A 24,173-nucleotide genomic window follows, 5' to 3' on the forward strand; every position below is an offset into this window, starting at 1 on the left:
GAAATTTATAAATGGAGAAAAGTGTTGGAATTTTTATACGAATACGGTTTGTTTTTCGCTAAAACGGTTACTTTTGTTATTGCTATAGCCATCATTTTAATGCTGATAGTTGGCGCGGCAGTTAAGCCAAAAGCTAAAAAGGGTGAAATACAAATAGATAATATTTCTGAGCAACTAGATAATATTAAACAAAGCTTTTTACACAATACTTTAGGTAAAAAAGAACTTAAAGCACATCAAAAAAAGCTTAAGGCAGATAATAAAAAAAATGACAGTAAAGAGCCAAAACCGCGATTATATGTGGTTGACTTTATAGGCAGTATGGATGCACATGAAGTAGAGAGTTTAAGAGAGGAAATAACTGCTATTATTTCTATTGCTGATGCGAGTAAAGATAAAGTACTTATTCGCTTAGAAAGTGGTGGCGGAGTAGTGCATGGTTATGGACTTGCAGCTTCACAGTTACAGCGCATTAAAAATGCAGGTATACCTTTGAGTGTTGCTATAGATAAAGTAGCAGCAAGCGGTGGTTATATGATGGCCTGTGTTGCTGATGAAATTATTGCAGCGCCATTTGCTATTGTAGGCTCGATTGGTGTAATAGCGCAAATACCTAACTTTAATAAAATATTAAAGAAAAACGATGTGGAATTTGAGCAAATAACCGCAGGCGAGTTTAAACGTACTCTTACTTTATTTGGTGAGAACACCGATAAAGCGCGTGAAAAATTTCGTGAAGAAATTGAGCAAACTCATGGCTTATTTAAAACTTTTGTAAGCACGCAGCGCCCAAGTTTAGATATAAGCTCAGTGGCTACAGGTGAGCATTGGTTTGCAACTCAAGCAATAGAGAAAGGCTTGGTGGATGTTATAAAAACCAGTGATGATGCCTTGCTTGAACAACAAGATGAGCGTCAAATTTATAAGATTAAATATAAGATTAAAAAAGGCTTAAGTGACAAATTAGCACTTGGCTTTAGTAGTGCAGTTAATAAGGCAGGGGTTAATTTAGTTTCTAAGTTTAAATCATTAAATCCATAAATAGTGGATTACTTTAAGCTTAATTAGCTTTGGCCAATAAAAAACCCTTGAATTAATCAAGGGTTTTTTAATGCGAAGTTATTTACTAATTCATAGATTTACTTATGTTTTCTAAATCTTTCGCTGCATTTGGGTCATTATAAATAGACTCATCTAGCTGACCTTCAGATTTAGCAACCACACAGGTAACCATACAGTCACCCGTAATATTAACTGCAGTGCGGGTCATATCTAGCAATCTATCTACACCAATAATTATTGCAATACCCTCTACTGGTAGGCCTACTTGATTAAGTACCATTGCTAACATAATTAAGCCAACACCCGGTACGCCGGCCGTGCCAACAGACGCTAACGTAGCCGTTAAAATTACCATTAAATAATCAGAAATAGTTAAATCAACACTAAATACTTGCGCAATAAATACAGTGGCAACACCTTGCATAATGGCAGTGCCATCCATGTTTATGGTTGCACCTAGCGGAATAGTAAATGAAGCAACAGAGTTATTAACCCCGAGTTTTTTAGTGGCTGTTTCAAGAGTAATTGGCATAGTTGCACTTGAACTTGAAGTACTAAAACCAAACAAACAGGCGTGTTTCATTTTCTTTAAAAAAGTTACAGGGTTTAAACCCGTCAATAGTTTTAATAACAAACTGTAATTTACAAACGCATGTAATAATAAAGCGGCAACCACTACAAAAAAGTACTTAGCCAAGCTAACAATTAAGTTTAACTCTATGGTAGTAAATAACTTTGCCATTAAGAAAAACACCCCGTAAGGCGCCACGTTCATTAATAAAGTAACTAGTTTTAAAATTACCGTATTAAGGTCTTCAAAAACCACCGCTACGCGTTTCCCGGCATTACCACTAAGTGCCATAGCAATACCAAACAGTAATGCGAAAACAATAACTTGAAGCATATTACCTTTTGCCATAGCTTCAAAAGGATTAGTAGGGAACATATCTATAATAACGCGCGCTAAGGTAGGTGCCTCAGATACGTCGTAACTTGCATCTGTTGGCAAGTCAATACCTACGCCAGGGCTAAACAGTAAAGCCAAAGTAATAGCCAGAGTAATAGCTAAGGCTGTGGTAATTAAATATAAACCAATTGATTTACCACCCAAGCTGCCTAATTTTTTAGGATCGCTTAAGCTACATGTGCCACACACTAAAGATACAAATACTAAAGGAACAACCAGCATTTTTAAGCTGGCAATAAATATTTGCCCACCAATGTGAAAAATTCCATCAACAAAAAAAGCTTTAATTGGCAAAGAGAATAACCCAAGTGGTATTAGGTAATCGTCTTCACCAGCTAATATAGCTTGAAATAAAAAGCCTACGGCAATACCTAATGCCATGCCTATCATTATGCGAGTTGTTAAGCTCATTGAACGTATTTTCGACATATTTCCAATCTATTTTTTATAAATTTGGCACAGCCTACCAGCATGTAAATATTTATACAGAAAAATTTATTAATAATTTAAATTTTTTTATCAAAGAAAGTATCAAAAAACTGTGATTTTAGACTAAGTTATAGGTTAACATGAGGTAAACAATACAAAGTTAATAATAATAACGCTAGGGAGAGGTTTATGCCTTTAACACGACTGCTAAGCATTATGATGCTCAGCTTTTTTATCACAGCTTGTGGTGGTGGTGGCTCACTTGAAAAGGAGGGCAGTATAGGTGATGGTAACGGAGGAACAACACCTGATGTACCCACCTACGCCGTTACACTTCAAGGCTACTCCCAAGAGGATGGCAGCGCATCGAATACTGTTACAGCGGCCTCTGCGCTAGATTTACGGGCTACACTAAAACGAGATGGTGAAGTGGTTGCCGGTAAACGAATTACTTTTACCCTTGTTGACGATATTGGTGATTTGAATCCTTTGTCAGCACTTACACAAAATGATGGTATTGCTACCGTGGAATTAACTGCAGGCGTAGATGCCGGAGCTGGTGAAGTTACTGCGTCATACATTGTTGATGGTGAGAGTTATGAGGGGACCTTTGCTTTTCAATCAACAGGAGGTCAGGGCGACGATACTGGCGTGTCTGGTTCCACCACGCTAACGGTTAATATTGTTGATAAGATAGGTGAAAAGTTTTCAGACACTAATCCAGTCACTGCAATTAATCCAGGCACAGTAATAGCTACGTTACAAAATGATGGCGTTGCACTTAGTGAACAACTGATCACGTTTACAACTAAGTTTACTGGCAAAATCACTCCAGATCTTGGTACTGCGATTACAAATAGCGCAGGCGAAGCACGTGTAACACTCTCTAGTGGTAACTTTAAAGGTGCTGGCCAAGTTGTTGCTAGTTATACATCAAGTAATTCAGCTTCAGTAAGTAATACAGCCGTTTTTTATTCATCGGGTGACTCTGCCCCAATTAATTTGGCACGCTTTTCGGTATCGGTTAAATTATTAACCGGATGTTTGCCTGGCTGGGATGATAATCGAGATGCGGTTAAGCTCGATCCAACTCAAGTTTCATCTGGATGTACAATAGCGAATACTATTTCATCTTCTGAGTTAGGTGAGTTATTTATAGAGGTAACAGATGAGCAAAGTGGCGAAGGTACTAAGAGTTCACTAGTAAATATATCGACTAACTTAGGGTCAGTATTGCCCTCTTCTGGTACAGCACTTACCGATAATTTTGGTGTTGCATTACTTAAATTACAACCAGGAAATACAGGCGGTGCAGGAACTGTAACAGCGAGATCGTTAGGTGAAAGTGCAGCCATTAACTTTGCTGTAGGGATTGCAGATTTAACCCTTGAGGTTAACAACGGTTTAAATAAAGATGCTGCTGGAAATGTTATTCCTTTAAAAGCAGGCGGCAGTACAGTTATCGAAGTAACACTGCGTGATGAAGCAGGCAATTTATATTTAACCCCGACGGATGTTGAGTTTAGTTCAACTTGTGTTATTAGTGGTCAGTCAGTAATAGACGCCTCGGTTAAATCTTCTGGTGGTATCGCGACCTCCACGTATCGTGCAACAGGCTGTAGCATTGATGACGATATTAATATCACGGTAGAAACTGGCGGTAAAAACTTTACTATAGCGACGACTATCCCAGTAGAAACCTCAGCGGTGCAGTCAATTCAATTTGTTGATGTAAGTGAAACATTTATAGCGCTTCCTCCGGGTGAAGGCGGTGCGCCAACACAATCTATTGTTAAATTTAAATTGTTAGATGCAGACGGCATTGTATCAACACAACAACGTATCGATTTTAAACTAACCGATTCAATTGGTGCTGCTAAGTTAACATCGTTAAGTGGCAACACAGATAGTAATGGCTTTGTCCAAACTACTGTAACGTCAGGTATAGTTCCAGGCCCGTTAGTTGTTAAAGCCTGTTACATTTCTAAAGTTGATGTAAGCAATTTACCTGCAGGTGATGATTTAACCTGTTGGGTTGATGATTTTGAACTTTGCCAAACGGATCCAAATAATGCAATTTGTCCGGAAGGTACACTTAACTTAGTACCACTATCGGAGCAAATTAGCTCAGTTTCATCACAATTAACTTTGGCATCTGGAGTAACTGATCAAAATAGTTTTGATGCGAGCCCAGTTATATTCAATACAAATTCATTAAATTATAATGGCGTAACTACTGATATTACGGTGTTTTTTGGTGACCAGTTTAATAACTATAATGGCGACGGTGTTGAAGCCACCATTTTAGCAGAAGCCGGCGTTATAGGCTCATCAAGTAATGAAGTTACCTGTAAAACAAATGATGCGACCTGTGTTGTTACTTGGCGATCACAAGGCGACCGCCCTTTTTATGAAAAGAAATGGGGTAATCGTATTGGCGAAATTGACAACGATCCTTCAACAACAGAAGGAATTAACCCAAAAACAGGGTTAGTAAACTGTGACCCTTACTTTGGCTCTGCAGCGCCGTGTATTAATGGTATTAAGCGCGCTAAAAATAGTCCCGATGGTGTTGTTATGGGTGGTCGCGTGAGCATTCTGGCTGTTACAAAAGGTCAAGAAAACTTTGTTGATGAAGAGTCAACAGCGACAGTGCAACGCAGAAATGGCTTATTTGATATCGGTGAATACTATGCAAGTTACGACTTACCAGAAGCGTTTATTGACCATAATGAAAATGCCTCGTTCGATAAAGTTAATTGCGGTGACGCTAATGATCCAGCAAGTGATGCGTGTTCAGAACTCAATTCACGTGGTGGCCATAACGAAACTTGGCGTGACCTAAATAATGACGGGATTTATAATTTAGCTGATGGTAAATACAATGGTTTATTATGTAGTGAAGCGGCTAGTACGGCAGGCGAATGTTCACGCGAATTGATTGAAGTACGCAAGCAGTTTGAGCTAGTAATGTCAGGCGATGATCCATATTTGCGTTTTTCAGTATTAAAAACTAACAATATATTGCCAGCGCCTTATCAAGTTTATGTGCCGGCAGATTGTTCCGCTTCTATTGCGGGTAATTTCGAAACCTCAGATACCATAGAGCGTTGTGATGTTGATGCAATCGATTTATCTACGGTGAGTGTCGATAATCCGGCATACGATGGGACCGATCCTTCAGTACCAGAGAAAGTAGATATTGGTTTAGGCGGCATCACAGTTCGTATCCATTATACTGACGAATTTGGTAATCCATTACCAGCAGGTACAACTATTTCGCTTTCAACTACTAATGGTGACTTATCCATCATTGAAAGTAGTGATGTGGTTCCGAATACTAACCGCGATACGCCAATGTATTCAGATGTTAGGATCTCACGAGAAGCCGATGGTAACGATAAGTTTGATGGCATACTATCTATAGCATTCGAGTTCAAAACTCAGTCGGGTAGTACTAAAACAGTTAAAAAAGGTATCGCGATATTTGACAGTAAATAAAAACTAAATTGAAAAATGCCAACCATAAGGTTGGCATTTTTTGTTTCTATTCTATATATTCCCCATCAATTACTCTAAAAACACCTGTTTGTTTAAATTAAACGCAGAAATTGTTCGTTTATTCGCTTAAAACTGAAAAGTTTGTATTAAAAGCTTGTAACAATTAGTGTTTGTAGATATACCTATAAATATTCGTGCCGCTTATGTCGGCTAAACACATTTTAAAAAACTTGGTTAGAAATAGGCAACTATGGGCAAATCGCTAGTAATTGTAGAGTCACCTGCTAAGGCTAAAACAATTAATAAATATTTAGGTAATGACTTCATCGTAAAGTCCAGTATTGGACACGTGCGAGATTTACCTACTTCAGGTTCTGGAAAAAACAAAGTGCCAGCGACTAAAACGCCGGCTGAAGTGCGTAAATTACCACCTGAAGAGAAAGCAGCGTATAAAAAGCAACGAGACTATTCTAACTTAGTCGCGCGTATGGGCATTGACCCTGATAAAGGCTGGGAACCACATTACGAAATACTGCCAGGAAAAGAAAAGGTAGTACAAGAGCTTAAAAAGCTTGCCGAAAACGCTGACCAAATATATCTCGCAACGGATTTGGATAGAGAAGGGGAAGCAATTGCTTGGCACCTTCAAGAAATTATTGGCGGTGAGCCTGCAAAATATAAGCGTGTGGTTTTTAACGAAATTACAAAAAACGCAATTCAGCAAGCATTCGAAACACCCGGTGAGCTTAATACCGATATGGTATATGCACAGCAAACACGTCGTTTTTTAGACCGTGTTGTTGGTTTTATGGTATCTCCCTTACTGTGGGCAAAAGTGGCACGTGGACTTTCGGCTGGACGCGTACAATCGGTAGCAGTGCGCTTACTCGTTGAGCGTGAACGCGAAATTAAAGCGTTTATACCTGAAGAGTTTTGGGATATTCATGCTGACGTTAAAAATGCAGAGTCAGAGTTACGCTTAGAAGTAGCCAAACAAGCAGGCAAGCCATTTAAGCCAGTAAATGAAGCTCAGGCAAGCGCAGCAGTTAAAAGCCTTGAGAATGCAGAATATAAAGTTATAAGCGTTGACGAAAAACCAAGTAAAAGTCGCCCAAGTGCGCCTTTAATCACCTCAACTATGCAACAAGCAGCCAGTACACGTTTAGGCTATGGCGTTAAAAAAACCATGATGCTAGCGCAGCGCTTGTACGAAGGCGGTTACATTACCTATATGCGTACCGACTCAACTAATCTGTCAAAAGATGCGGTTGCTATGTGTCGCGAATATGTAACAGAGCAATTTGGTGAAAAGTACTTACCTAAAGATCCTATTAATTATAGCTCAAAAGGCAATGCACAAGAGGCGCATGAAGCAATTCGTCCATCAAGTGTAACTGTGCTTTCGGGGCATATTGAAGGGGTTGATGCCGATGCTAAAAAACTATATGAGCTAATTTGGCGTCAATTTGTAGCGTGCCAAATGGTACCTGCAGAATACGACTTAACGACATTAACGGTAGCAGCAAATGACTTCCAACTAAAAGCCAAAGGCCGTGTGCTACGCTTTGATGGTTGGACTAAAGTACAGCCTGCTATTCGTAAAAAGAACGAAGAAGATCAGTCTTTACCTGCAGTAACAGTAGGCGAAACATTAACGTTAATTGAACTTGACCCTAAGCAACACTTTACTAAACCGCCAGCGCGTTTTAGCGAAGCGAGTTTAGTAAAAGAGCTTGAAAAACGTGGTATTGGCCGCCCATCTACTTATGCATCTATTATTTCTACTATTCAAGATCGCGGTTATGTACGGGTTGAAAACCGTCGTTTCTTCGCTGAAAAAATGGGTGAAATAGTTACCGACCGCTTAGTAGAAAATTTTGAAGACTTAATGAACTTTGACTTTACTGCCAAAATGGAAGGTCGTTTAGATGATATCGCCGAAGGCAAGCGCATTTGGACCGAAGTACTCGATAAGTTTTATGCCGACTTTTCAACGCAATTAACTGTTGCGAAAGACGAGCCTGAAAATGGCGGAATGCGTCTTAATGAAATGGTCGAAACTGATATTGAATGTCCGACTTGTAGCCGTAAAATGGGTATCCGTACCGCATCTACTGGCGTGTTCTTAGGGTGTACTGGTTATAACTTACCGCCTAAAGAGCGTTGTACAACAACGATGAACTTAGTATCGGGCGATGAAGCAGTTGCCGCAGACAGTGCCGATGCAGAAGATCTTGAAACCGAAACATTAATGCAAATGAAACGTTGCCCAATTTGTGAAACGGCAATGGATTCATACCTAATCGACGAAACCCGTAAATTACATGTATGTGGTAATAACCCAGCGTGTCATGGGCATGTGGTTGAAGAGGGTACGTTTAAAATTAAAGGTTACGACGGCCCTATTATTGAATGTGATAAATGTGGCGCTGATATGGAATTAAAATCAGGTCGATTTGGTAAGTATTTTGGCTGTAACAATGACGAGTGTAAAAATACCCGTAAGTTATTAAAAAATGGCGAAGCTGCGCCACCAAAAGAAGATCCCGTTCATATTCCTGAATTAGAATGTGAAAAGTCTGAAGCCTATTTTGTATTACGTGACGGTGCTGCAGGTATTTTCTTAGCAGCAAATACGTTCCCTAAATCACGAGAAACACGCGCCCCCAAAGTAGAAGAGTTACAGCGTTTTAGAGATCGTATTTCGCCTAAGTTTTACTACCTAGCTGATGCACCAGCTAAAGATCCTGATGGTAATCTTGCTGTTGTGCGTTACAGTCGTAAGAATAAATCACAGTATGTAATGACTGAGGTTGATGGCAAAGCAACTGGTTGGACGGCACACTACGAAGGTGGTAAATGGGTAGAAGAGGCTAAGAAAAAAGCCGCGCCTAAAAAGAAAGCTGCCGCTAAAAAAGCGCCTGCTAAAAGTAAAGCGAAAGCAAAAGTAAAAAAAGACGATAAATAATTAATTATTCACCGCTTTAAGTAATAAAAAACCGGAACGCACAGCCTGTGACAGTTCCGGTTTTTTTTGTCAAATCAAACCTATCGCAATGGCATTTCTAATCTGATTTTTTACTTTACAGGATTAAAAAATGTAACCAATTTAGGTTCAATTCACTCAATTATTCATTAAATCTTAACAGCAGTGACTTTGTTATAGCCTTCAGATGTTAGTTCATCATTCACACACTTTAAAACATAGTTATAAAGCTCTTCATTGCTTACGTCGTCTTCTTTAGCCCAACTAACACACATTTCTGTGAATTCTTGAATCGTCTCAGCTGAAGCGTCTGTAGCATCGTTTGCCACTGCATTAGCAGCAGATAAAACGAAAAATGGTGCAACGATTAACGCGAGTAATGCTTTATTCATTTTCTTATTCCTAAAAATGGAGTAACAATCGAGTTATGTATTCATACAATGCCTACATAAAACAAGTGTAACCAAGCCAGAACATCTCTGTTGGTATATTGATTTTTAATCGAATATAAAATAAAGGGAAACGAAATATTTTTATCGTCAAGATGAGCGTATCGCGTAAAAGTGTTTAACCTTAACTAATTGTGTTACAGCTAAATTTAGGCTAATGTCGCGTTTTAATTTTTAGGTGTTCTTATGTCAGAGCCACATACAAATAATATAAATAAAAAAATACAACCTGTTCATAAAGTAGAGCATGCTCTTGAGTCGTTTATATTCAAAGGACGCTGGTTACTCGCCCCATTTTTTGTCGGTTTACTATTTGCTGTGGTTTTATTACTAATAAAATTTTTTAAACAGCTGTATTTGATGGGGATCGCAACGTTTACTGCCAGTAATCAAGAGTTGTTGGTGGGTATATTAACTTTGGTTGATACCGCTTTGTTAGCTGGACTTTTATTAATTATTATATTCAGTGGCTACGAAAACTTTGTCTCTAAGCTTAATATCGAAAATCATGAGGACCGTCCCGTATGGATGGGAAAAGTAGGGTTTTCTGGTTTAAAAATGAAACTGATTAGTGCAATAGTCGCCATTTCAGCCGTTGAGCTACTAAAGGTGTTTATAAGCTCTGCATCTCATTCAAATGATGAATTACTCTGGAAAGTGCTGATACACGTGACCTTTGTTGTGTCGGGTGTACTGTTTGCATTTACTGATTACTTAAATAGTAAAACAATTAGCCATTAAAAAATGCTAAAAAAACCCGAGCAGTGCTCGGGTTTTTTATAATAATGTAAATATTAACTGCAGTGGGCGTAATAACAACCAAATGGCTCAACTGTCAGTGTTTCATTATCAAGCTTTGCGTTGTGATGATAAAGGTCGTTATGTTCATTTTCAACACTTGCATTAATAGTAAGTTTTGCTTGTGAAGCACTCAAATTGAATACACACAACATTTTTTCATCGTTTCGAGTACGGTAAAACGCTAAGATTGGCTCTTCGGTTTGTAAAAACTCAATATCACCTTCAAGTAATACCGGCTGGTTTTTACGCCATGCCATAAATTCACGGTACGCATTTAATATTGAGTTTGAATCATTCTCTTGTTCAGCAACTGCTTGCAGCCTATGTTGTTGATCAACAGGTAACCACGGTTTTACTTCACTAAAGCCCGCATTGTGAGCATTGGCATGTGAGCTATCAAGGTTTTCCCAAGGCATTGGGGTACGACAACCATCACGGCCTTTAAAGTTTGGCCAAAACGTAATGCCGTATGGGTCTTGTAAATCTTCAAACGCAACGCTTGCTTCACCGAGCCCGAGTTCTTCACCTTGATACATACACACGCTACCACGTAACGAGGCCAATAGGGCGGTTAACATCTTACATTGCGCAGGGTTTACTTCACCCGTTTCGCTCCAACGGCTTGCAACGCGCTCTACGTCATGGTTACTAAATGCCCAGCAAGGCCAGCCTTCAGTCATACGTTGTTCAAGTGTAGTAACGGTGTTTCTTATATATTCACTTGAGTAGTCATCAGTTAGTAGCTCAAAGCTGTAACCCATGTGCAATTTATCGCCACCGGCGGTGTATTCAGCCATAGTAGCAAGTGAGTCTTCTGATGATATTTCACCCAAAGACACGGTTCCTGGGTATTTATTGAGTAAGGTGCGAATGTCACGCATAAACTCAATGTTTTCTGGCTGTGTGTTGTTGTAGTAGTGATACTGAAAAGCATACGGATTGTCTTCACTAAAACCACGGCCCTGACGCTTTTCTTTTGGTTTTGCAGGATTATCACGAAGCTGTGCGTCATGGTAACAAAAGTTAATTGCATCTAACCTAAAACCATCAACGCCTTTTTTAAGCCAAAACTCAACATTATCTAATACAGCTTTGCGAACATCAGGGTTATGAAAGTTAAGATCAGGCTGTTCCGTGAAAAAGTTATGTAAGTAGTATTGTCCACGACGCGGCTCCCATTGCCATGCACCGCCACCAAAAATAGACAACCAGTTGTTTGGTGCTGTACCATCTTCTTTTGACTCAGCCCAAACATACCAATCAGACTTATCATTAGTGGTATTTTCGCGGCTATCTAAAAACCATTGATGTTGATCAGAAGTATGGCTGAGTACTTGGTCAATAATAATTTTAATATCGCGGGCATGCGCTTGTTCAATTAGCGCATCAAAATCGTTTAAATCACCAAATATTGGGTCAATATCTCGGTAGTCGCTAATATCGTAACCAAAGTCTTTCATTGGCGATTTAAAAAAAGGTGAAATCCAAATAGCATCAACACCTAAGCTTTTAATATAATCAATGCGATTAATTATCCCCTTTAAGTCACCAATACCATCATTGTTGCTATCTTGAAAGCTACGCGGATAAACCTGATAAATTACCGCACCTTTGTACCACTGTTGTTGGGTCATGCTTTTCTCCGTCATTGTACACCGTATTTCGATTACGCTAAATATGGTTTGTTAACTCACCATATAATATTTCTAAAAAGCATACGTGAAGCCCGTGATTCTGTAAAAATACTACATACGTATGCAGTAAAATACACACTTTTTAAGTATTAAAAAAATCACTAAAAACCAATTAAATATTTTAAATTAGCGAGAAAACAACCTTACCAATTAAGGTTTTTAAATTGATTTATAGGTTAATTCTTATTTTAATCATTATTAACAATGGCTTGAGTTAATCGCCTCTATACCTCATTGGTCTTACCAATTGTACGCCCAACAATAAGCGTATACAGAGCAGGGATCAGCTTAAATATGGTTATTTTTATTCAGTTTAAATTTAACAACATGCTCCTTTTATTGATAAATATAATTACTTAACTAAATTTATTAAGAAATTAATGTAAAGTTATAAAAGTAATTAAAACAATGGCTTATGGTGTTTTAGGTTGTTTTTATGTTAATGCAATGTCAATGTGCAAGTGTTGAATACGTATGCATAAAGTTGTTAATAAAATGAAGAGAGCGTTAACATTAATCCTGACAACAAAATTAGCTCACTTTGTTTGACTATCACTCAAACAAAGCGGGTATCACATTATGGGTAACGGGAAAACATTATGGCTATGTTCAAACCAAGTATATTAACGCTAGCATTAACTGCTGCCGGACTATCAAGCTTTGCCACCACTGCGGCACAAGAAGAAACAATAAAAAATGATGATGTAGAAATTATTGAGGTAAAAGGTTTTCGCGGTAGTGTTGTTGAATCAATTAATACTAAGCGTTTTTCAACACAGGTTGTTGAGTCTATCTCTGCAGAAGATATTGGTAAATTACCAGATTCGTCAATTGCCGAATCAATCGCACGTTTACCAGGTTTGACCGCGCAGCGCCTAGATGGCCGTGCCAGTCGTGTAAGCGTTCGTGGTTTTAGTGAAAACGAAAGTGCAACAACCTTCAATGGCCGTGAGCAAGTATCGATTGGTGACAACCGTGGTGTTGAGTTTGACCTTTACCCATCAGAAATAATGAGCGGTGTAACCGTATATAAAACACCAAGTGCTAGTTTAGATGCAGAAGGTATTGCTGGTGTTATTGACATGCAAACTGTAAAACCTTTAAGTAAAGGCGAGCGCGTGATCATGTTTAATGGTCAGTTAGAGCAGTCAGGTTTTGATAAGCTAAACCCAGATGGTGATGACAAAGGCTTTCGTGGCACGGTTTCATACATTGATCAGTTTGCAGATGACACTATAGGTGTTGCATTTGCTTACAATACTATGAGCTCACCTAACCAAGAAAAACGCTGGAATTCTTGGGGATACCCTGAATTCGACGTTGATGGACAGAATTATTCAATCTTAGGCGGCGCTAAACCTTTTGTACGTTCATCAACACTTGAACGTGATTCAGCGATGCTAGTAGTTGAAGCTGCACCAAATGACCGTTTAAACATGACATTTGATGCGTTGTATGTTGATTTTACAGATGAAAAAATCCTACGTGGTATTGAAACTCCATTTTTTCCTGATTGGGGTGGGCAAGGCTATATTGATCCAAATAGCCTAGCTATAGATGAAGAATCTGGGTTTATCACCAGTGCAGTAACACAAGGTCAACGTGTAGTAGTTCGTAATGATGTTGAAGAACGTGATGCTGAATTAACGCAATTTGGTTTTAATACTAAATATAACATTGACGACTCATGGTCGGTAGAGTTGGATGCGAGCTTATCTGAAGTTGAGCGAAAGGATTGGAGCTTACAAAGTTATTCTGGCACAGGCCGTGGAGATATTAATGGTGATCCTGACAACATAGGTTATTCGCTTGATGGTGGTAACACTGGTGCGCAGTTCTCACATGAACTCGATTACAGTGATTACGGCTTAATTCAATTAGGCGGGCCATTATCTTGGGGAGAGAGTGCAGCGCTTAATGATAAATATGGTTTAACTGGCACGCCTTACGAAAATACAGCACAAGACGGCTTTATTAATGCCCCTGAGGTTAATGATGAACTACATACTTTAAAGCTAGCGGCAAGTAAGCTATTAGAAAACGATTACTTAAGCAAAGTTAGTTTTGGTATGTCATATCGCGACCGCGAGAAGAGCAAAAAGTCTGAGGGGTACTACTTAACATTAAGTGACTTCTCATTAGATAACCCAGGTATGCTTGTCGTTCCAGAGCAATACCGTCTCGGAACTGCTAGTTTAGATTTTATCGGTATGGGTGATATGATCGCCTATGATACCCGTGCACTAGTTGACGATGGATATTATAGCTCAATCCAAGAAAGTTTAACGGATATAAAACACACGACGCAATCATACACAGTGCAAGAAAAAGTCACGGCGTTTTTTGTACAAGCTGATATTAATGCTGAAGTAGGTGAACTACCACTAACAGGTAACTTTGGTGTTCGCTATGTTAGAACTGAGCAATCTTCGCAAGGCTTTGCCGCCGTACCGAACGAAGCGACTGGTCTAGTTGAGGCCGTTCCTAGCAATGTGTCTCATGATTATAGTCATGTTTTACCTAGTCTTAATTTATCTTTAGCGCTAGATGAAAATCAAACTGTGCGTTTTGGTGCCGCTAAAACTATCTCACGAGCCCGCCTAGATGAAATGAATGCTTCTGTTAATGCGAGCTATAATTCAGAGCGTCCTGATGAGAATGGCAACTATTGGTCAGTATCGGGTGGTAACCCTACACTTGAACCAAAAGAAGCAACGGGTTTTGATTTGACTTATGAAAACTACTTTAGTGCAGAAGGCTACTTCTCAGCAGCTGTATTTTATAAAGACTTAAGTCAATGGATATTTGATGGCGTATACGAAGTTGATATGTCAGGGGTTGCTGACCCTTCAACGGGTGAGATACCAGAGAATAGTAGTGGTACTGCATCAGGTAAAGTGAATGGCGGTGGTGGAGACCTTTGGGGTTATGAATTGTCTCTTGCTCTACCATTTAATGTCTTTAGCGACTCACTAGAAGGCTTTGGTTTAATTGCCAGCCATACTGGAATTGAACAAGATGTTGAAGATCAAAACGGCAACGATTACGAGTTACCAGGCTTATCAGACCAAATTGATAGCTTAACGGTTTACTTCGAGCGTAGTGGTTTCCAAGCACGTACTAGTATGCGTAAACGCAGCGACTTTAAAGGTGATATTTACAACGCAGGTTATGAAACACAGCAAGTAAACATCTTAGGTGAAACAATTTGGGATGTACAAGTTGGCTATGATTTTGGCGAAGCGGGTGTTGAGAGCTTAGATGGCTTAAATGTGACATTCCAAGTACAAAATATCACTGAAGAACCATTTACAACATTAAGTGGTGATAACGCTTTGCAAGTTCGTGATTATCAAGATTATGGACGTAACTTTATCCTTGGTTTCAGCTACAAGCTTTAACTGAAATTTAGTTAAGATATTAGCCCTTGTTATTAGTTTTACAAGGGCTTTTTTATAGCTACTTTGCCTAAGTTTTATCAACCTTTATGAACGTGAGCAATAATATGAAACCAATAAAACACGTCGTCATTGCAGGCGGTGGAACAGCCGGTTGGATAACCGCAGCACTACTTAATAAAGTATTAGGTAAAGTAATTAATATTACCCTTATTGAATCAAGTAGCATTGGTACTATAGGTGTGGGAGAGGCCACTATTCCTCCTATTATTGGGCTTAATAATGCGCTCGGTATTAATGAGCAAGATTTTATCAAAGCCACTAATGCGTCTATCAAACTGGGTATAGAGTTCGAAAATTGGAAAACACCTGGGCATAGCTACATGCATGCATTTGGCTCGTTTGGTAAAGATTTTCCATTTTGTGAGTTTCATCACTTTTGGCTAAAAGCAAAACAGCAAAACCACGCCCCCGACTTGTGGGATTTTTCTGTTAACTACCAAGCGGCAAAAGCAGGTAAATTCGCCCATTTACGTAATTTGCCTAATACCCAATTACCAGGGTTACATTATGCTTATCATTTTGACGCAACCTTATATGCCAAACTGTTAAAAAAACTTGCGCAGCAGCGCGGTGTTAAACGTGTAGAAGGTAAAATAAAAAGCGTGCAGCAGTGTCAGCAGTCAGGTGATATACAAGCATTAACACTTGAGAGTGGCTCAGTAATTAAGGGCGACTTATTTATTGACTGCACTGGGCTAAGTGCATTATTAATTGAAAAAACCTTAAATACAGGCTTTGAAGACTGGTCGCATTGGCTACCTTGCGACAGCGCAGTAGCAGTGCAAAGTGAATCAGCGAATGAGCCAGTACCTTATACTCGCTCTATTGCCCAAAATGCTGGTTGGCAATGGCAAATACCTTTACAGTACAGAGTTGGTAACGGCTTAGTGTTCTCGAGCCGCTATTTAACAGATGATGAAGCAAAGCAGCAATTACTCGCTAATTTGCCCGGCAAAGCAATAACAGAGCCGCGGGTGATCCGTTTTAAAACGGGGCGCCGACGCTTACAATGGCATAAAAATGTAGTTGCTATTGGACTCTCAAGTGGGTTTTTAGAGCCGTTAAAGTCAACCAGTATTCATTTAATTCAAACAGCGGCTATTCGATTAATTAAGTTGTTTCCGCATAATGGGATTAAACACTCGCAAGTAACTACATATAACCTGCAAAGTAAAACCGAAATAGAACGCATACGCGACTTTATAATTTTACATTATAAGCTTACCACCCGCACAGATAGCGCATTTGGGCGTCAATGTCAGCAAATGAGTATTCCCGAAACTCTGCAACAAAAAATAACCTTGTTCAAGCAAACAGGCAAGCTCACTCGAGAAGACGACGAACTTTTTTCCGAGCCAGCGTGGCAGCAAGTAATGATAGGTCAGGGGCTTGAAGCAGATGATTATCACCCATTAGCCAACGCCCTAACTGATGAGCCGCTGCTCGCATTATTTTCTGATTTAAAAGCTTTGATTAACCACACGGTTGAACAACTCCCTTCCCATAGTGAATTTTTATCTAGGATGAAAAATAATTAAATGAAAAAGCTAATTAAAGCACTGTTTGCTACAACATTGTTTACTGCAATACCATTTACTGCAACAAAGGCACAGGCCATGTCTGTATCGCCACAAAATTGGTGGGTTGGCATGCAAAATGAGGCATTGCAAGTTATGTTGCATGAGCCAAACATTGCTAAACAACAGTGGCAATTAATCCCCTACAATGGGGTTAAGTTAATCAGTATTAGCAAAACAGATAACCCTAATTATGCGTTTTTAAACCTAAAAATAACGCCGCAAGCAAAGCCTGGTGACTTAGTGTTTACCAGCCCAACGGGTGAGCGCTTTGAATACCCGTTACATACTCGCAGCAGCAACAGTGCCAAGCGTAAAGGCTTTAACAGCCAAGATACCCTTTATTTAATTAACCCAGACCGTTTTGTAAATGGCGATAGCAGTAACGACACCGCAGCAGGCATGTTAGAGGCCGCTGATCCAAAAAGTAAAGGCGGGCGCCACGGTGGCGACTTACAAGGGGTGATCAATGCACTTCCATATTTAAATGATTTAGGGGTAACTCAATTGTGGTTAACCCCAGCGCTTGAAAACAATATGCCAAGCTACTCTTACCATGGTTATGCTATTACTGACTTTTATAATATAGATCCCCGTATGGGCAGTAATGAACTCTACCAAGAGCTGTCAAATAAAGCGCAGCAACAGGGGATTGGTTTAGTGATGGATTTTGTACTTAATCACTTTGGCTCTGAGCATGTGTGGATGAATGACAAGCCAACGTCTGATTGGATTAATTTTAATGGTGAGTTTGCCAATGGTAAACATGCCACTAGTCATGCAAGGCAAACCATTCAAGACCCTCACGCCAGCCAGTTCGATAAACGTCAATTTAGCGATGGCTGGTTTGTAGAAACCATGCCCGATTTAAACCAGCGTCAACCTTTGTTGGCAACCTACCTAATTCAAAACACCATTTGGTGGATTGAGTATGCAAATTTAAGCGGTATTCGAGTAGATACATATTCATACTCAGACAAAGCTTTTTTAGCCAATTGGACCAAAGCAATTATGAGCGAATACCCAGCGTTTAATATTGTTGGTGAAGAGTGGACTACCAATCCAGCAATTGCATCGTATTGGCAAGCGGGCAAAAATAACAGCGACGGTTATACTTCAAGTTTACCCAGTGTGATGGACTTTTCGCTGCAAGAGGCGCTCATTCAAGCTTTAAACGAAGATGAAAGCTGGAACACAGGTTGGGTTAAAGTATACCAATCACTTGCCAATGATTTTTTATACCCTAATCCAAATAACCTTTTAGTATTTGCCGATAACCACGATATGAGCCGTGTTTATACTGAGCTAAAGCAAAATCTAAATAAAACCAAAATGGCGATGACCATGCTGCTTACCACCCGCGGTATTGCACAAATGTATTATGGCACCGAAGTATTACTCGATAACACAGGCAGTAATGACCACGGCGATATTCGTATTGATTTTCCGGGCGGCTTTGCTGGGCAAACAGTTAATGCCTTTACAGGTAAAGGGCTCACAAATGCACAGCGTGATATGCACCAAACCCTACGTACGTTACTTAATTTTAGAAAGCAAAGCCCTGCATTAGGTTATGGCAAGCTAACGCATTTTAGTCCACATCAAGGTATTTACAGTTATGCACGTATAGCCGATGAGCAAATAGTGTTGGTATTTTTGAATAAAAATAAGCAGGCTAAAAATTGGTCATTAGAGTATATGCAAGAGGTGCTTAAGCTGCATACAACAGCAACAAACTTGTTTACTAAGCAGCAAATTAATTTAACTGATGCAATAACATTAGCACCCATGAGTGCCACAGTATTAGTGATAGAGTAAATTGCTTAACTGAATACGTATGCAGCGACTGTCAGTCAGTCGCGCTTCACACTAGTATTAAATTCATAACAAAAACGACAAAGTAGTAGAGTAGACTATGACAATAATGAAGATAATTAAATATAGCCCTTTGTTTTTAGCCAGCAGCATTTACCTAACAGGCTGCTCAGATAGCGAAACACAAGCTAATCAGGTTAATGAGCAATTAACTAAATCTGCAGATGAGATCAGCAAACCAGTTGTATACCAAGTATTCACTCGTTTGTTTGGTAACACCCAAACGGTGAATGTACCTTGGGGCACTAAGGAGCAAAATGGGGTTGGTAAATTTGCCGACTTTAATGACGCCGCATTGCAAGGCATTAAAGATTTAGGCACCACCCATGTTTGGTATACCGGCGTGTTGCATCATGCGCTGGTGGGCGATTATAGCCAATACGGGATAAAACAAGACGACCCTGATGTAGTTAAAGGCCGTGCGGGTTCGCCTTATGCAATAAAAGATTACTACGATGTAAACCCAGATCTTGCAGTAAACCCAGAGCGTCGCTTAGTGGAGTTTTCTGCACTTATTGAGCGCACTCATCAACATGGTATGAAAGTGGTTATTGATATTGTGCCAAACCATGTGGCGCGTAACTATCATTCAATTGCTAGGCCTGCTGGTGTAAAAGACTTTGGCGAGCAAGACGATACCAGCAAAGAATATGCGCGTGATAATAACTTTTATTATGTGCCAGGGCAGTCGTTTCAAGTACCTAGCTCTGATCAATACCAAGTTTTAGGAGGAGATGCAAACCCATTAGCCGATGGCTTGTTTAACGAAAGCCCTGCTAAATGGACAGGAAACGGCGCGCGTGCAGCCAAGCCCGATATAAACGACTGGTACGAAACTGTAAAAGTAAACTACGGGGTTAAACCCGATGGCAGTTATGACTTTCCAACCCTACCTGCAAGCTTTGCAACTAAAGATGCCCGAGCGCACTATGAATTTTGGCAAGACAAAAACCTACCTAACAGCTGGTATAAATTTCGCGATATTGCACTATTTTGGTTAGATAAAGGCGTAGATGGCTTTCGCTATGACATGGCCGAAATGGTGCCAGTTGAATTTTGGAGCTTTTTAAATTCGGCAATCAAAATGCAAAACCCTAATGCCTTTTTACTTGCCGAAGTATATAACCCAAAAATGTACCGAGGTTATATTCATCAGGGCAAAATGGATTACTTATACGACAAGGTGGGTTTTTACGACACGCTAAAAGCTATTATGCAAAATAAGCAAGCTGCGAGCACTATTTTTGATGCACAACAGCAAGTTGCCGATATAGAACAGCACATGCTGCACTTTTTAGAAAACCATGACGAACAACGTATCGCAAGTCCTGATTTTGCCGGCGATGCCGCATTGGGCAAGCCTGCAATGGTGGTCTCTCACCTAATCAGTCGCTCGCCAAGCTTGCTTTATTTTGGTCAAGATGTCGGTGAAGATGGCTCAGAAAACGCGGGGTTTGGTAGCCCAACTCGCACCAGTATTTTTGACTATATTGGTGTTCCTGCTCACCAAGCGTGGATGAACAACGGTAAATTTGATGGTGGTCAGTTAACAGCTGAACAAGCGCAATTACGCCAATATTATATTTCAATTATGGCACTTAACGATTTACCAGCGATTGTTGCCGGCGATATGGCGCAGCTGATGAACACGGGGAGTGACAGCGTGGTTGGTTTTGTGCGTACCTTAGGACAGCAATCATTATGGGTGCTGAGTAACTTTAGTCAGCAAGCGCAAACAGTCACTATTACGCTCACGCCCAATCAAGCAACAATGCTCAAACCAAACTCAACGCTTTACGATCTATTAGAGTCGCATAACGGTATTTTGGTGAGCGATGAGAAACAAAATACAACCTTTACGCTGACCCTTGATGCACTCAGTAGTGCCGTTTTAACAAATAAGGCTGACCATGAATTATAATAACAAACCAACCTTAAGCTTTTGGCAAATATGGAACATGTGCTTTGGCTTTTTAGGCATTCAATTTGGCTTTGCACTGCAAAACGCTAACGTAAGCCGGATTTTTCAAACCCTTGGGGCGAATGTAGATGACATTCCTATTTTGTGGGTGGCAGCACCACTTACCGGTTTAATTGTACAGCCAATTATTGGTTACTGGAGCGATAAAACCTGGGGCAAATTAGGCCGCCGTCGTCCGTTTTTTTTATACGGTGCTATTTTAACCACATTATCGTTATTTGTTATGCCAAACTCACCAACACTTTGGATTGCAGCGGGCATGTTATGGATCATGGATGCATCGATTAACGTCACCATGGAACCATTTCGCGCCCTTGTAGGCGATAACCTACCAAACAAACAGCGTGCTACGGGCTATGCAATGCAAAGCTTTTTTATTGGTGTGGGAGCGGTGGTTGCATCAGCACTCCCTTGGATGATGACAAACTGGTTTGATATTGCCAACACCGCCGCTGCAGGGCAAATTCCTGATTCAGTAAAGTACTCATTTTACTTTGGTGCAGTTGTATTGCTGGTCGCAGTGGGCTGGACAATTATAACCACCAAAGAATATTCACCTGAAGAATTGGCCGCATTTAATCAACAAGAGCAAGCTGAAGTTGAACAGGCGGTTTGTGCACAAATTAACTTTAGTAAAGGCGGCAGTGTATTTACCGTGTTAGGGCTTGCCGTACTTGGTTTAGTCACGGGATTAAACCTAGAAAAAGAGCTGTACCTTTTAGCAGCTGGCTTAGTGAGTTTTGGTGTTATTCAATTTATTGCAGCCGCACTACAGGCAAAAAACCACACCAGCGGTGGCTTTTATCAAGTCGTTAACGATGTATTCACCATGCCAGAGACGATGAAACAACTTGCTTGGGTACAGTTTTTTAGCTGGTTTGCCTTATTTGCCATGTGGATTTATACCACCTCAGCGGTAACAAGTTTTCATTATGGTAGCAGCGACACAAGTTCAGCGGCGTATAACAATGGTGCAGACTGGGTGGGTATTTTATTTGCGGCTTACAACGGTTTTGCTGCATTGGCGGCTTTATGTATCCCGATCATCGTTAAGCGTGTTGGTTTAAAACTAGCACATGCACTTAACCTTATTTTAGGTGCGTTAGGTTTGGCGAGCTTTATGTTTATACAAGATCCGAGCTTACTTATTTGGCCAATGATAGGTATTGGTTTTGCGTGGGCGTCTATTTTATCACTGCCATACGCCATGTTAAGTACCTCGGTGCCGAGCAGTAAAATGGGTGTTTATATGGGCATATTTAACTTTTTTATTGTTATACCCCAGCTGTTAGCCGCCAGCATTTTAGGGCTTATATTACGCCACTTTTTTGAGAATCAACCAATATACGCTTTGTTAATAGGCGCGGTGTCGTTTTTACTGGCAGCCGTTGCCGTATTGCGCGTTAAACAATCTTAATTTTTATAAATAAAAGCAAATTACTGCCTCTACCATTGCATTTTTAAGGCAAGGGCAGAGGCAGCAAAATAACTAACCATTAGGCTAAAACCATTCGCAACATATTACAGTTGCACTTTAATTGAATGGTATACAGCAATTAGCATAAACAACAAAAACAAAGGGGATAAAATGAAAACCTTTACCTTGAGTGCATTAGCACTGGCACTAACATTAACAGGTTGTAAGCCAGCGCCTGCGCCATCAACAAATACTAACACTAATAACGCAGTAACTACTGCGCAAACTAAAGCAGTAGAACAGCCAGCAGATTGGTGGCAAACTGCCATATTTTATCAAATTTGGCCGCGCAGCTTTTACGACAGCAATAACGATGGTCATGGCGACTTTAATGGCATGAGCGCAAAACTCCCATACCTAGAAGAGTTAGGTGTAAATGCACTGTGGTTAACACCTATTTTCGAAGCGCCTTCTTATCATGGCTATGACTTTACAGAGTTTTATAAAGTTGAAAGTGACTATGGCAGCATGGCTGAGTTTGAAGCGTTTATAAAAGCGGCTGATGACAAAGGTATGAAAGTTATACTAGATTTAGTGATCAATCATATATCTAGTCAGCATGATTGGTTTCAACAATCTGAAAAACAACAAGCGCCATTTAGCGACTATTTTGTATGGCGTGACGATATGCCTAAAGCAGGCAGTGGTTGGGGGCATGCTTGGAGCGATAACGACAAGCCAGAAGCCGTATGGCATTGGAGTGAAACGCGTAAGCAATATTATTATGGTGCATTTGGTGCAAGCCAACCCGATTTAAATTTACGCCACCCAGATGTGGCTAATGAAATGAAAAAAATGGCAAAGTTTTGGCTCGACAAAGGCGTAGCAGGATTTAGGCTTGATGCAGTACGCTTTGCTATGGAAGGCGGTGCAAATGCACAAGCCGACACCCAAGAAACGATAGAATATTGGCAAGACTTTAATCAATATATAAAAAGTGTAAATCCACAAGCTTACCTAGTAGGCGAAGCATGGGCCGACCTTCCTATTGCCGCAAAGTACTATGGGGAAGGTAAGGGGCTAGATCAAGGCTTTGACTTTGAAGTAGGCTATAAAATTTTGAGCTTACTTAAAACCGATACCGACACAGATGTGCTCTTTGGTACTATGCCATCTAATGAGCAGCACAAAGGTAAAAATGCACTCATCCTTGATGAAAACCTACAACAACGTAAAGACTCACAAGCACCACTGCACTTTTTTACACCGTTTTTAACTAATCACGATCAAGAACGTGTTGCTTATCAACTTAAAGAGCACGATGGTAAAGCAAAACTAGCTGCGGCCATGTTATTTAGCTCGCCAGGTACGCCGTATATTTACTACGGTGAAGAAATAGGCTTAACGCAGCAGCGCATCGGTGACGATGTTTATAAACGTGCGCCTATGCAGTGGGACAATAGTCATCAAGCGGGCTTTACGCAAAGTGACAATAGTTGGGTTGAAGAAACGGCATTATTTGGTGATGATTTTGCAAACTGGTGGCCAGAGTTTCTTGCTAAGCAACTAGCAGCAGGCGATCGCAGCGTTGCAGCGCAGCAAGCACAACCAAACTCAGTTTGGCGTTTATATCAGCACTTAATCGCAATGAAAAAGCAGCGCCCAGAGTTTACTATTAACGGCAGTTACCAGCTAACGCAGCACGACAATGGCATAGTAGAAATAACGCGAGAGTTAAACGGCAGCAAAAGTGTTTTTGTACTTAACCTAACGGACAAAGCTCAAAGCATCAGCAGTATTACACGCGACGGTTTAACAGCCAGTTGGCAGCACGATCTCAATGGCGATCAACTTGCCGCTTACGGTTTATTGTTACTAAATAACACACTGTAAATAGCATACTTATTATAGGGGTTAACATGCGTTAGCCCCTATTTGTTACTACGCACAGCTCCCCCGTTCGCCCTTTGTTG

Annotated in this window: 13 protein-coding genes; 10 read left to right on the forward strand and 3 right to left on the reverse strand. The window is 40.2% G+C overall.

Going from position 1 to position 24,173, the window contains the following annotated elements; all coding sequences use genetic code 11:
* The first annotated feature begins 24 nt into the window (after positions 1–24).
* Positions 25–1,041 (forward strand): protease SohB, encoded by a 1,017-nt coding sequence (gene sohB / locus PNIG_RS07720; protein WP_058374553.1) that lies wholly within the window; start codon positions 25–27, stop codon positions 1,039–1,041.
* An 85-nt stretch (positions 1,042–1,126) separates the two neighbouring features.
* Here sohB and PNIG_RS07725 read toward each other — a convergent pair whose 3' ends face one another.
* Entirely contained in the window at positions 1,127–2,458 is a 1,332-nt protein-coding gene (locus PNIG_RS07725; RefSeq protein WP_089368193.1) for a dicarboxylate/amino acid:cation symporter, read from the reverse strand.
* A 189-nt stretch (positions 2,459–2,647) separates the two neighbouring features.
* Between PNIG_RS07725 and PNIG_RS07730 the strand changes: the two genes are divergently transcribed.
* A complete protein-coding gene (locus PNIG_RS07730) occupies positions 2,648–5,959 on the forward strand; it encodes an Ig-like domain-containing protein (protein ID WP_089368194.1) in 3,312 nt (1,103 codons plus the stop codon).
* A 250-nt stretch (positions 5,960–6,209) separates the two neighbouring features.
* On the forward strand, positions 6,210–8,927 hold the full coding sequence (gene topA, locus PNIG_RS07735) for a type I DNA topoisomerase (RefSeq protein WP_089368195.1): 2,718 nt from the start codon (positions 6,210–6,212) through the stop codon (positions 8,925–8,927).
* Between the two features lie 167 nt (positions 8,928–9,094).
* Here topA and PNIG_RS07740 read toward each other — a convergent pair whose 3' ends face one another.
* Entirely contained in the window at positions 9,095–9,337 is a 243-nt protein-coding gene (locus PNIG_RS07740; protein ID WP_016899532.1) for a hypothetical protein, read from the reverse strand.
* A 243-nt stretch (positions 9,338–9,580) separates the two neighbouring features.
* On the opposite strand from PNIG_RS07740, the gene PNIG_RS07745 reads away from it, so the two are divergent.
* The gene (locus tag PNIG_RS07745) at positions 9,581–10,135 is read left to right on the forward strand and encodes a TIGR00645 family protein (protein ID WP_028835834.1); all 555 of its coding nucleotides are present in this window, start codon (positions 9,581–9,583) and stop codon (positions 10,133–10,135) included.
* A gap of 53 nt (positions 10,136–10,188) precedes the next feature.
* On the opposite strand, the gene PNIG_RS07750 is transcribed toward PNIG_RS07745, so the two are convergent.
* Positions 10,189–11,829 (reverse strand): alpha-glucosidase family protein, encoded by a 1,641-nt coding sequence (locus tag PNIG_RS07750; protein WP_089368196.1) that lies wholly within the window; start codon positions 11,827–11,829, stop codon positions 10,189–10,191.
* A gap of 659 nt (positions 11,830–12,488) precedes the next feature.
* Between PNIG_RS07750 and PNIG_RS07755 the strand changes: the two genes are divergently transcribed.
* From PNIG_RS07755 to PNIG_RS07780, 6 genes are all read left to right on the forward strand, one after another.
* Positions 12,489–15,290, forward strand: a complete 2,802-nt coding sequence (locus tag PNIG_RS07755; protein ID WP_089368197.1) for a TonB-dependent receptor — start codon at positions 12,489–12,491, stop codon at positions 15,288–15,290.
* Positions 15,291–15,394: 104 nt separating this feature from the next.
* Positions 15,395–16,888, forward strand: a complete 1,494-nt coding sequence (locus PNIG_RS07760) for a tryptophan halogenase family protein (RefSeq protein WP_089368198.1) — start codon at positions 15,395–15,397, stop codon at positions 16,886–16,888.
* A complete protein-coding gene (locus PNIG_RS07765) occupies positions 16,889–18,745 on the forward strand; it encodes a glycoside hydrolase family 13 protein (RefSeq protein ID WP_089368199.1) in 1,857 nt (618 codons plus the stop codon). It begins immediately after the preceding gene.
* A 106-nt stretch (positions 18,746–18,851) separates the two neighbouring features.
* Positions 18,852–20,723: an alpha-amylase family protein gene (locus PNIG_RS07770; RefSeq protein ID WP_089368200.1), complete on the forward strand. Its 1,872-nt coding sequence runs from the start codon at positions 18,852–18,854 to the stop codon at positions 20,721–20,723.
* Positions 20,713–22,200, forward strand: coding sequence for an MFS transporter (locus PNIG_RS07775; protein WP_089368201.1), 1,488 nt, complete (start codon positions 20,713–20,715; stop codon positions 22,198–22,200). Before PNIG_RS07770 ends, PNIG_RS07775 begins: the two co-directional genes overlap by 11 nt.
* Positions 22,201–22,371: 171 nt before the next feature.
* Entirely contained in the window at positions 22,372–24,093 is a 1,722-nt protein-coding gene (locus PNIG_RS07780) for an alpha-amylase family glycosyl hydrolase (protein WP_089368202.1), read from the forward strand.
* Positions 24,094–24,173 lie beyond the last annotated feature (80 nt).

Origin of the sequence: Pseudoalteromonas nigrifaciens (assembly GCF_002221505.1) — a bacterium.
GTDB classification, from domain to species: Bacteria; Pseudomonadota; Gammaproteobacteria; order Enterobacterales; family Alteromonadaceae; genus Pseudoalteromonas; species Pseudoalteromonas nigrifaciens.

Bases quoted from the DNA above. Each gene is read 5' to 3' on its own strand.
- PNIG_RS07725 (WP_089368193.1), bottom strand. From the start codon at position 2,458: ATGTCGAAAATACGTTCAATGAGCTTAACAACTCGCATAATGATAGGC.
- PNIG_RS07730 (WP_089368194.1), top strand. From the start codon at position 2,648: ATGCCTTTAACACGACTGCTAAGCATTATGATGCTCAGCTTTTTTATC.
- topA (WP_089368195.1), top strand. From the start codon at position 6,210: ATGGGCAAATCGCTAGTAATTGTAGAGTCACCTGCTAAGGCTAAAACA.
- PNIG_RS07740 (WP_016899532.1), bottom strand. From the start codon at position 9,337: ATGAATAAAGCATTACTCGCGTTAATCGTTGCACCATTTTTCGTTTTA.
- PNIG_RS07745 (WP_028835834.1), top strand. From the start codon at position 9,581: ATGTCAGAGCCACATACAAATAATATAAATAAAAAAATACAACCTGTT.
- PNIG_RS07750 (WP_089368196.1), bottom strand. From the start codon at position 11,829: ATGACCCAACAACAGTGGTACAAAGGTGCGGTAATTTATCAGGTTTAT.
- PNIG_RS07755 (WP_089368197.1), top strand. From the start codon at position 12,489: ATGGCTATGTTCAAACCAAGTATATTAACGCTAGCATTAACTGCTGCC.
- PNIG_RS07760 (WP_089368198.1), top strand. From the start codon at position 15,395: ATGAAACCAATAAAACACGTCGTCATTGCAGGCGGTGGAACAGCCGGT.
- PNIG_RS07765 (WP_089368199.1), top strand. From the start codon at position 16,889: ATGAAAAAGCTAATTAAAGCACTGTTTGCTACAACATTGTTTACTGCA.
- PNIG_RS07770 (WP_089368200.1), top strand. From the start codon at position 18,852: ATGAAGATAATTAAATATAGCCCTTTGTTTTTAGCCAGCAGCATTTAC.
- PNIG_RS07775 (WP_089368201.1), top strand. From the start codon at position 20,713: ATGAATTATAATAACAAACCAACCTTAAGCTTTTGGCAAATATGGAAC.
- PNIG_RS07780 (WP_089368202.1), top strand. From the start codon at position 22,372: ATGAAAACCTTTACCTTGAGTGCATTAGCACTGGCACTAACATTAACA.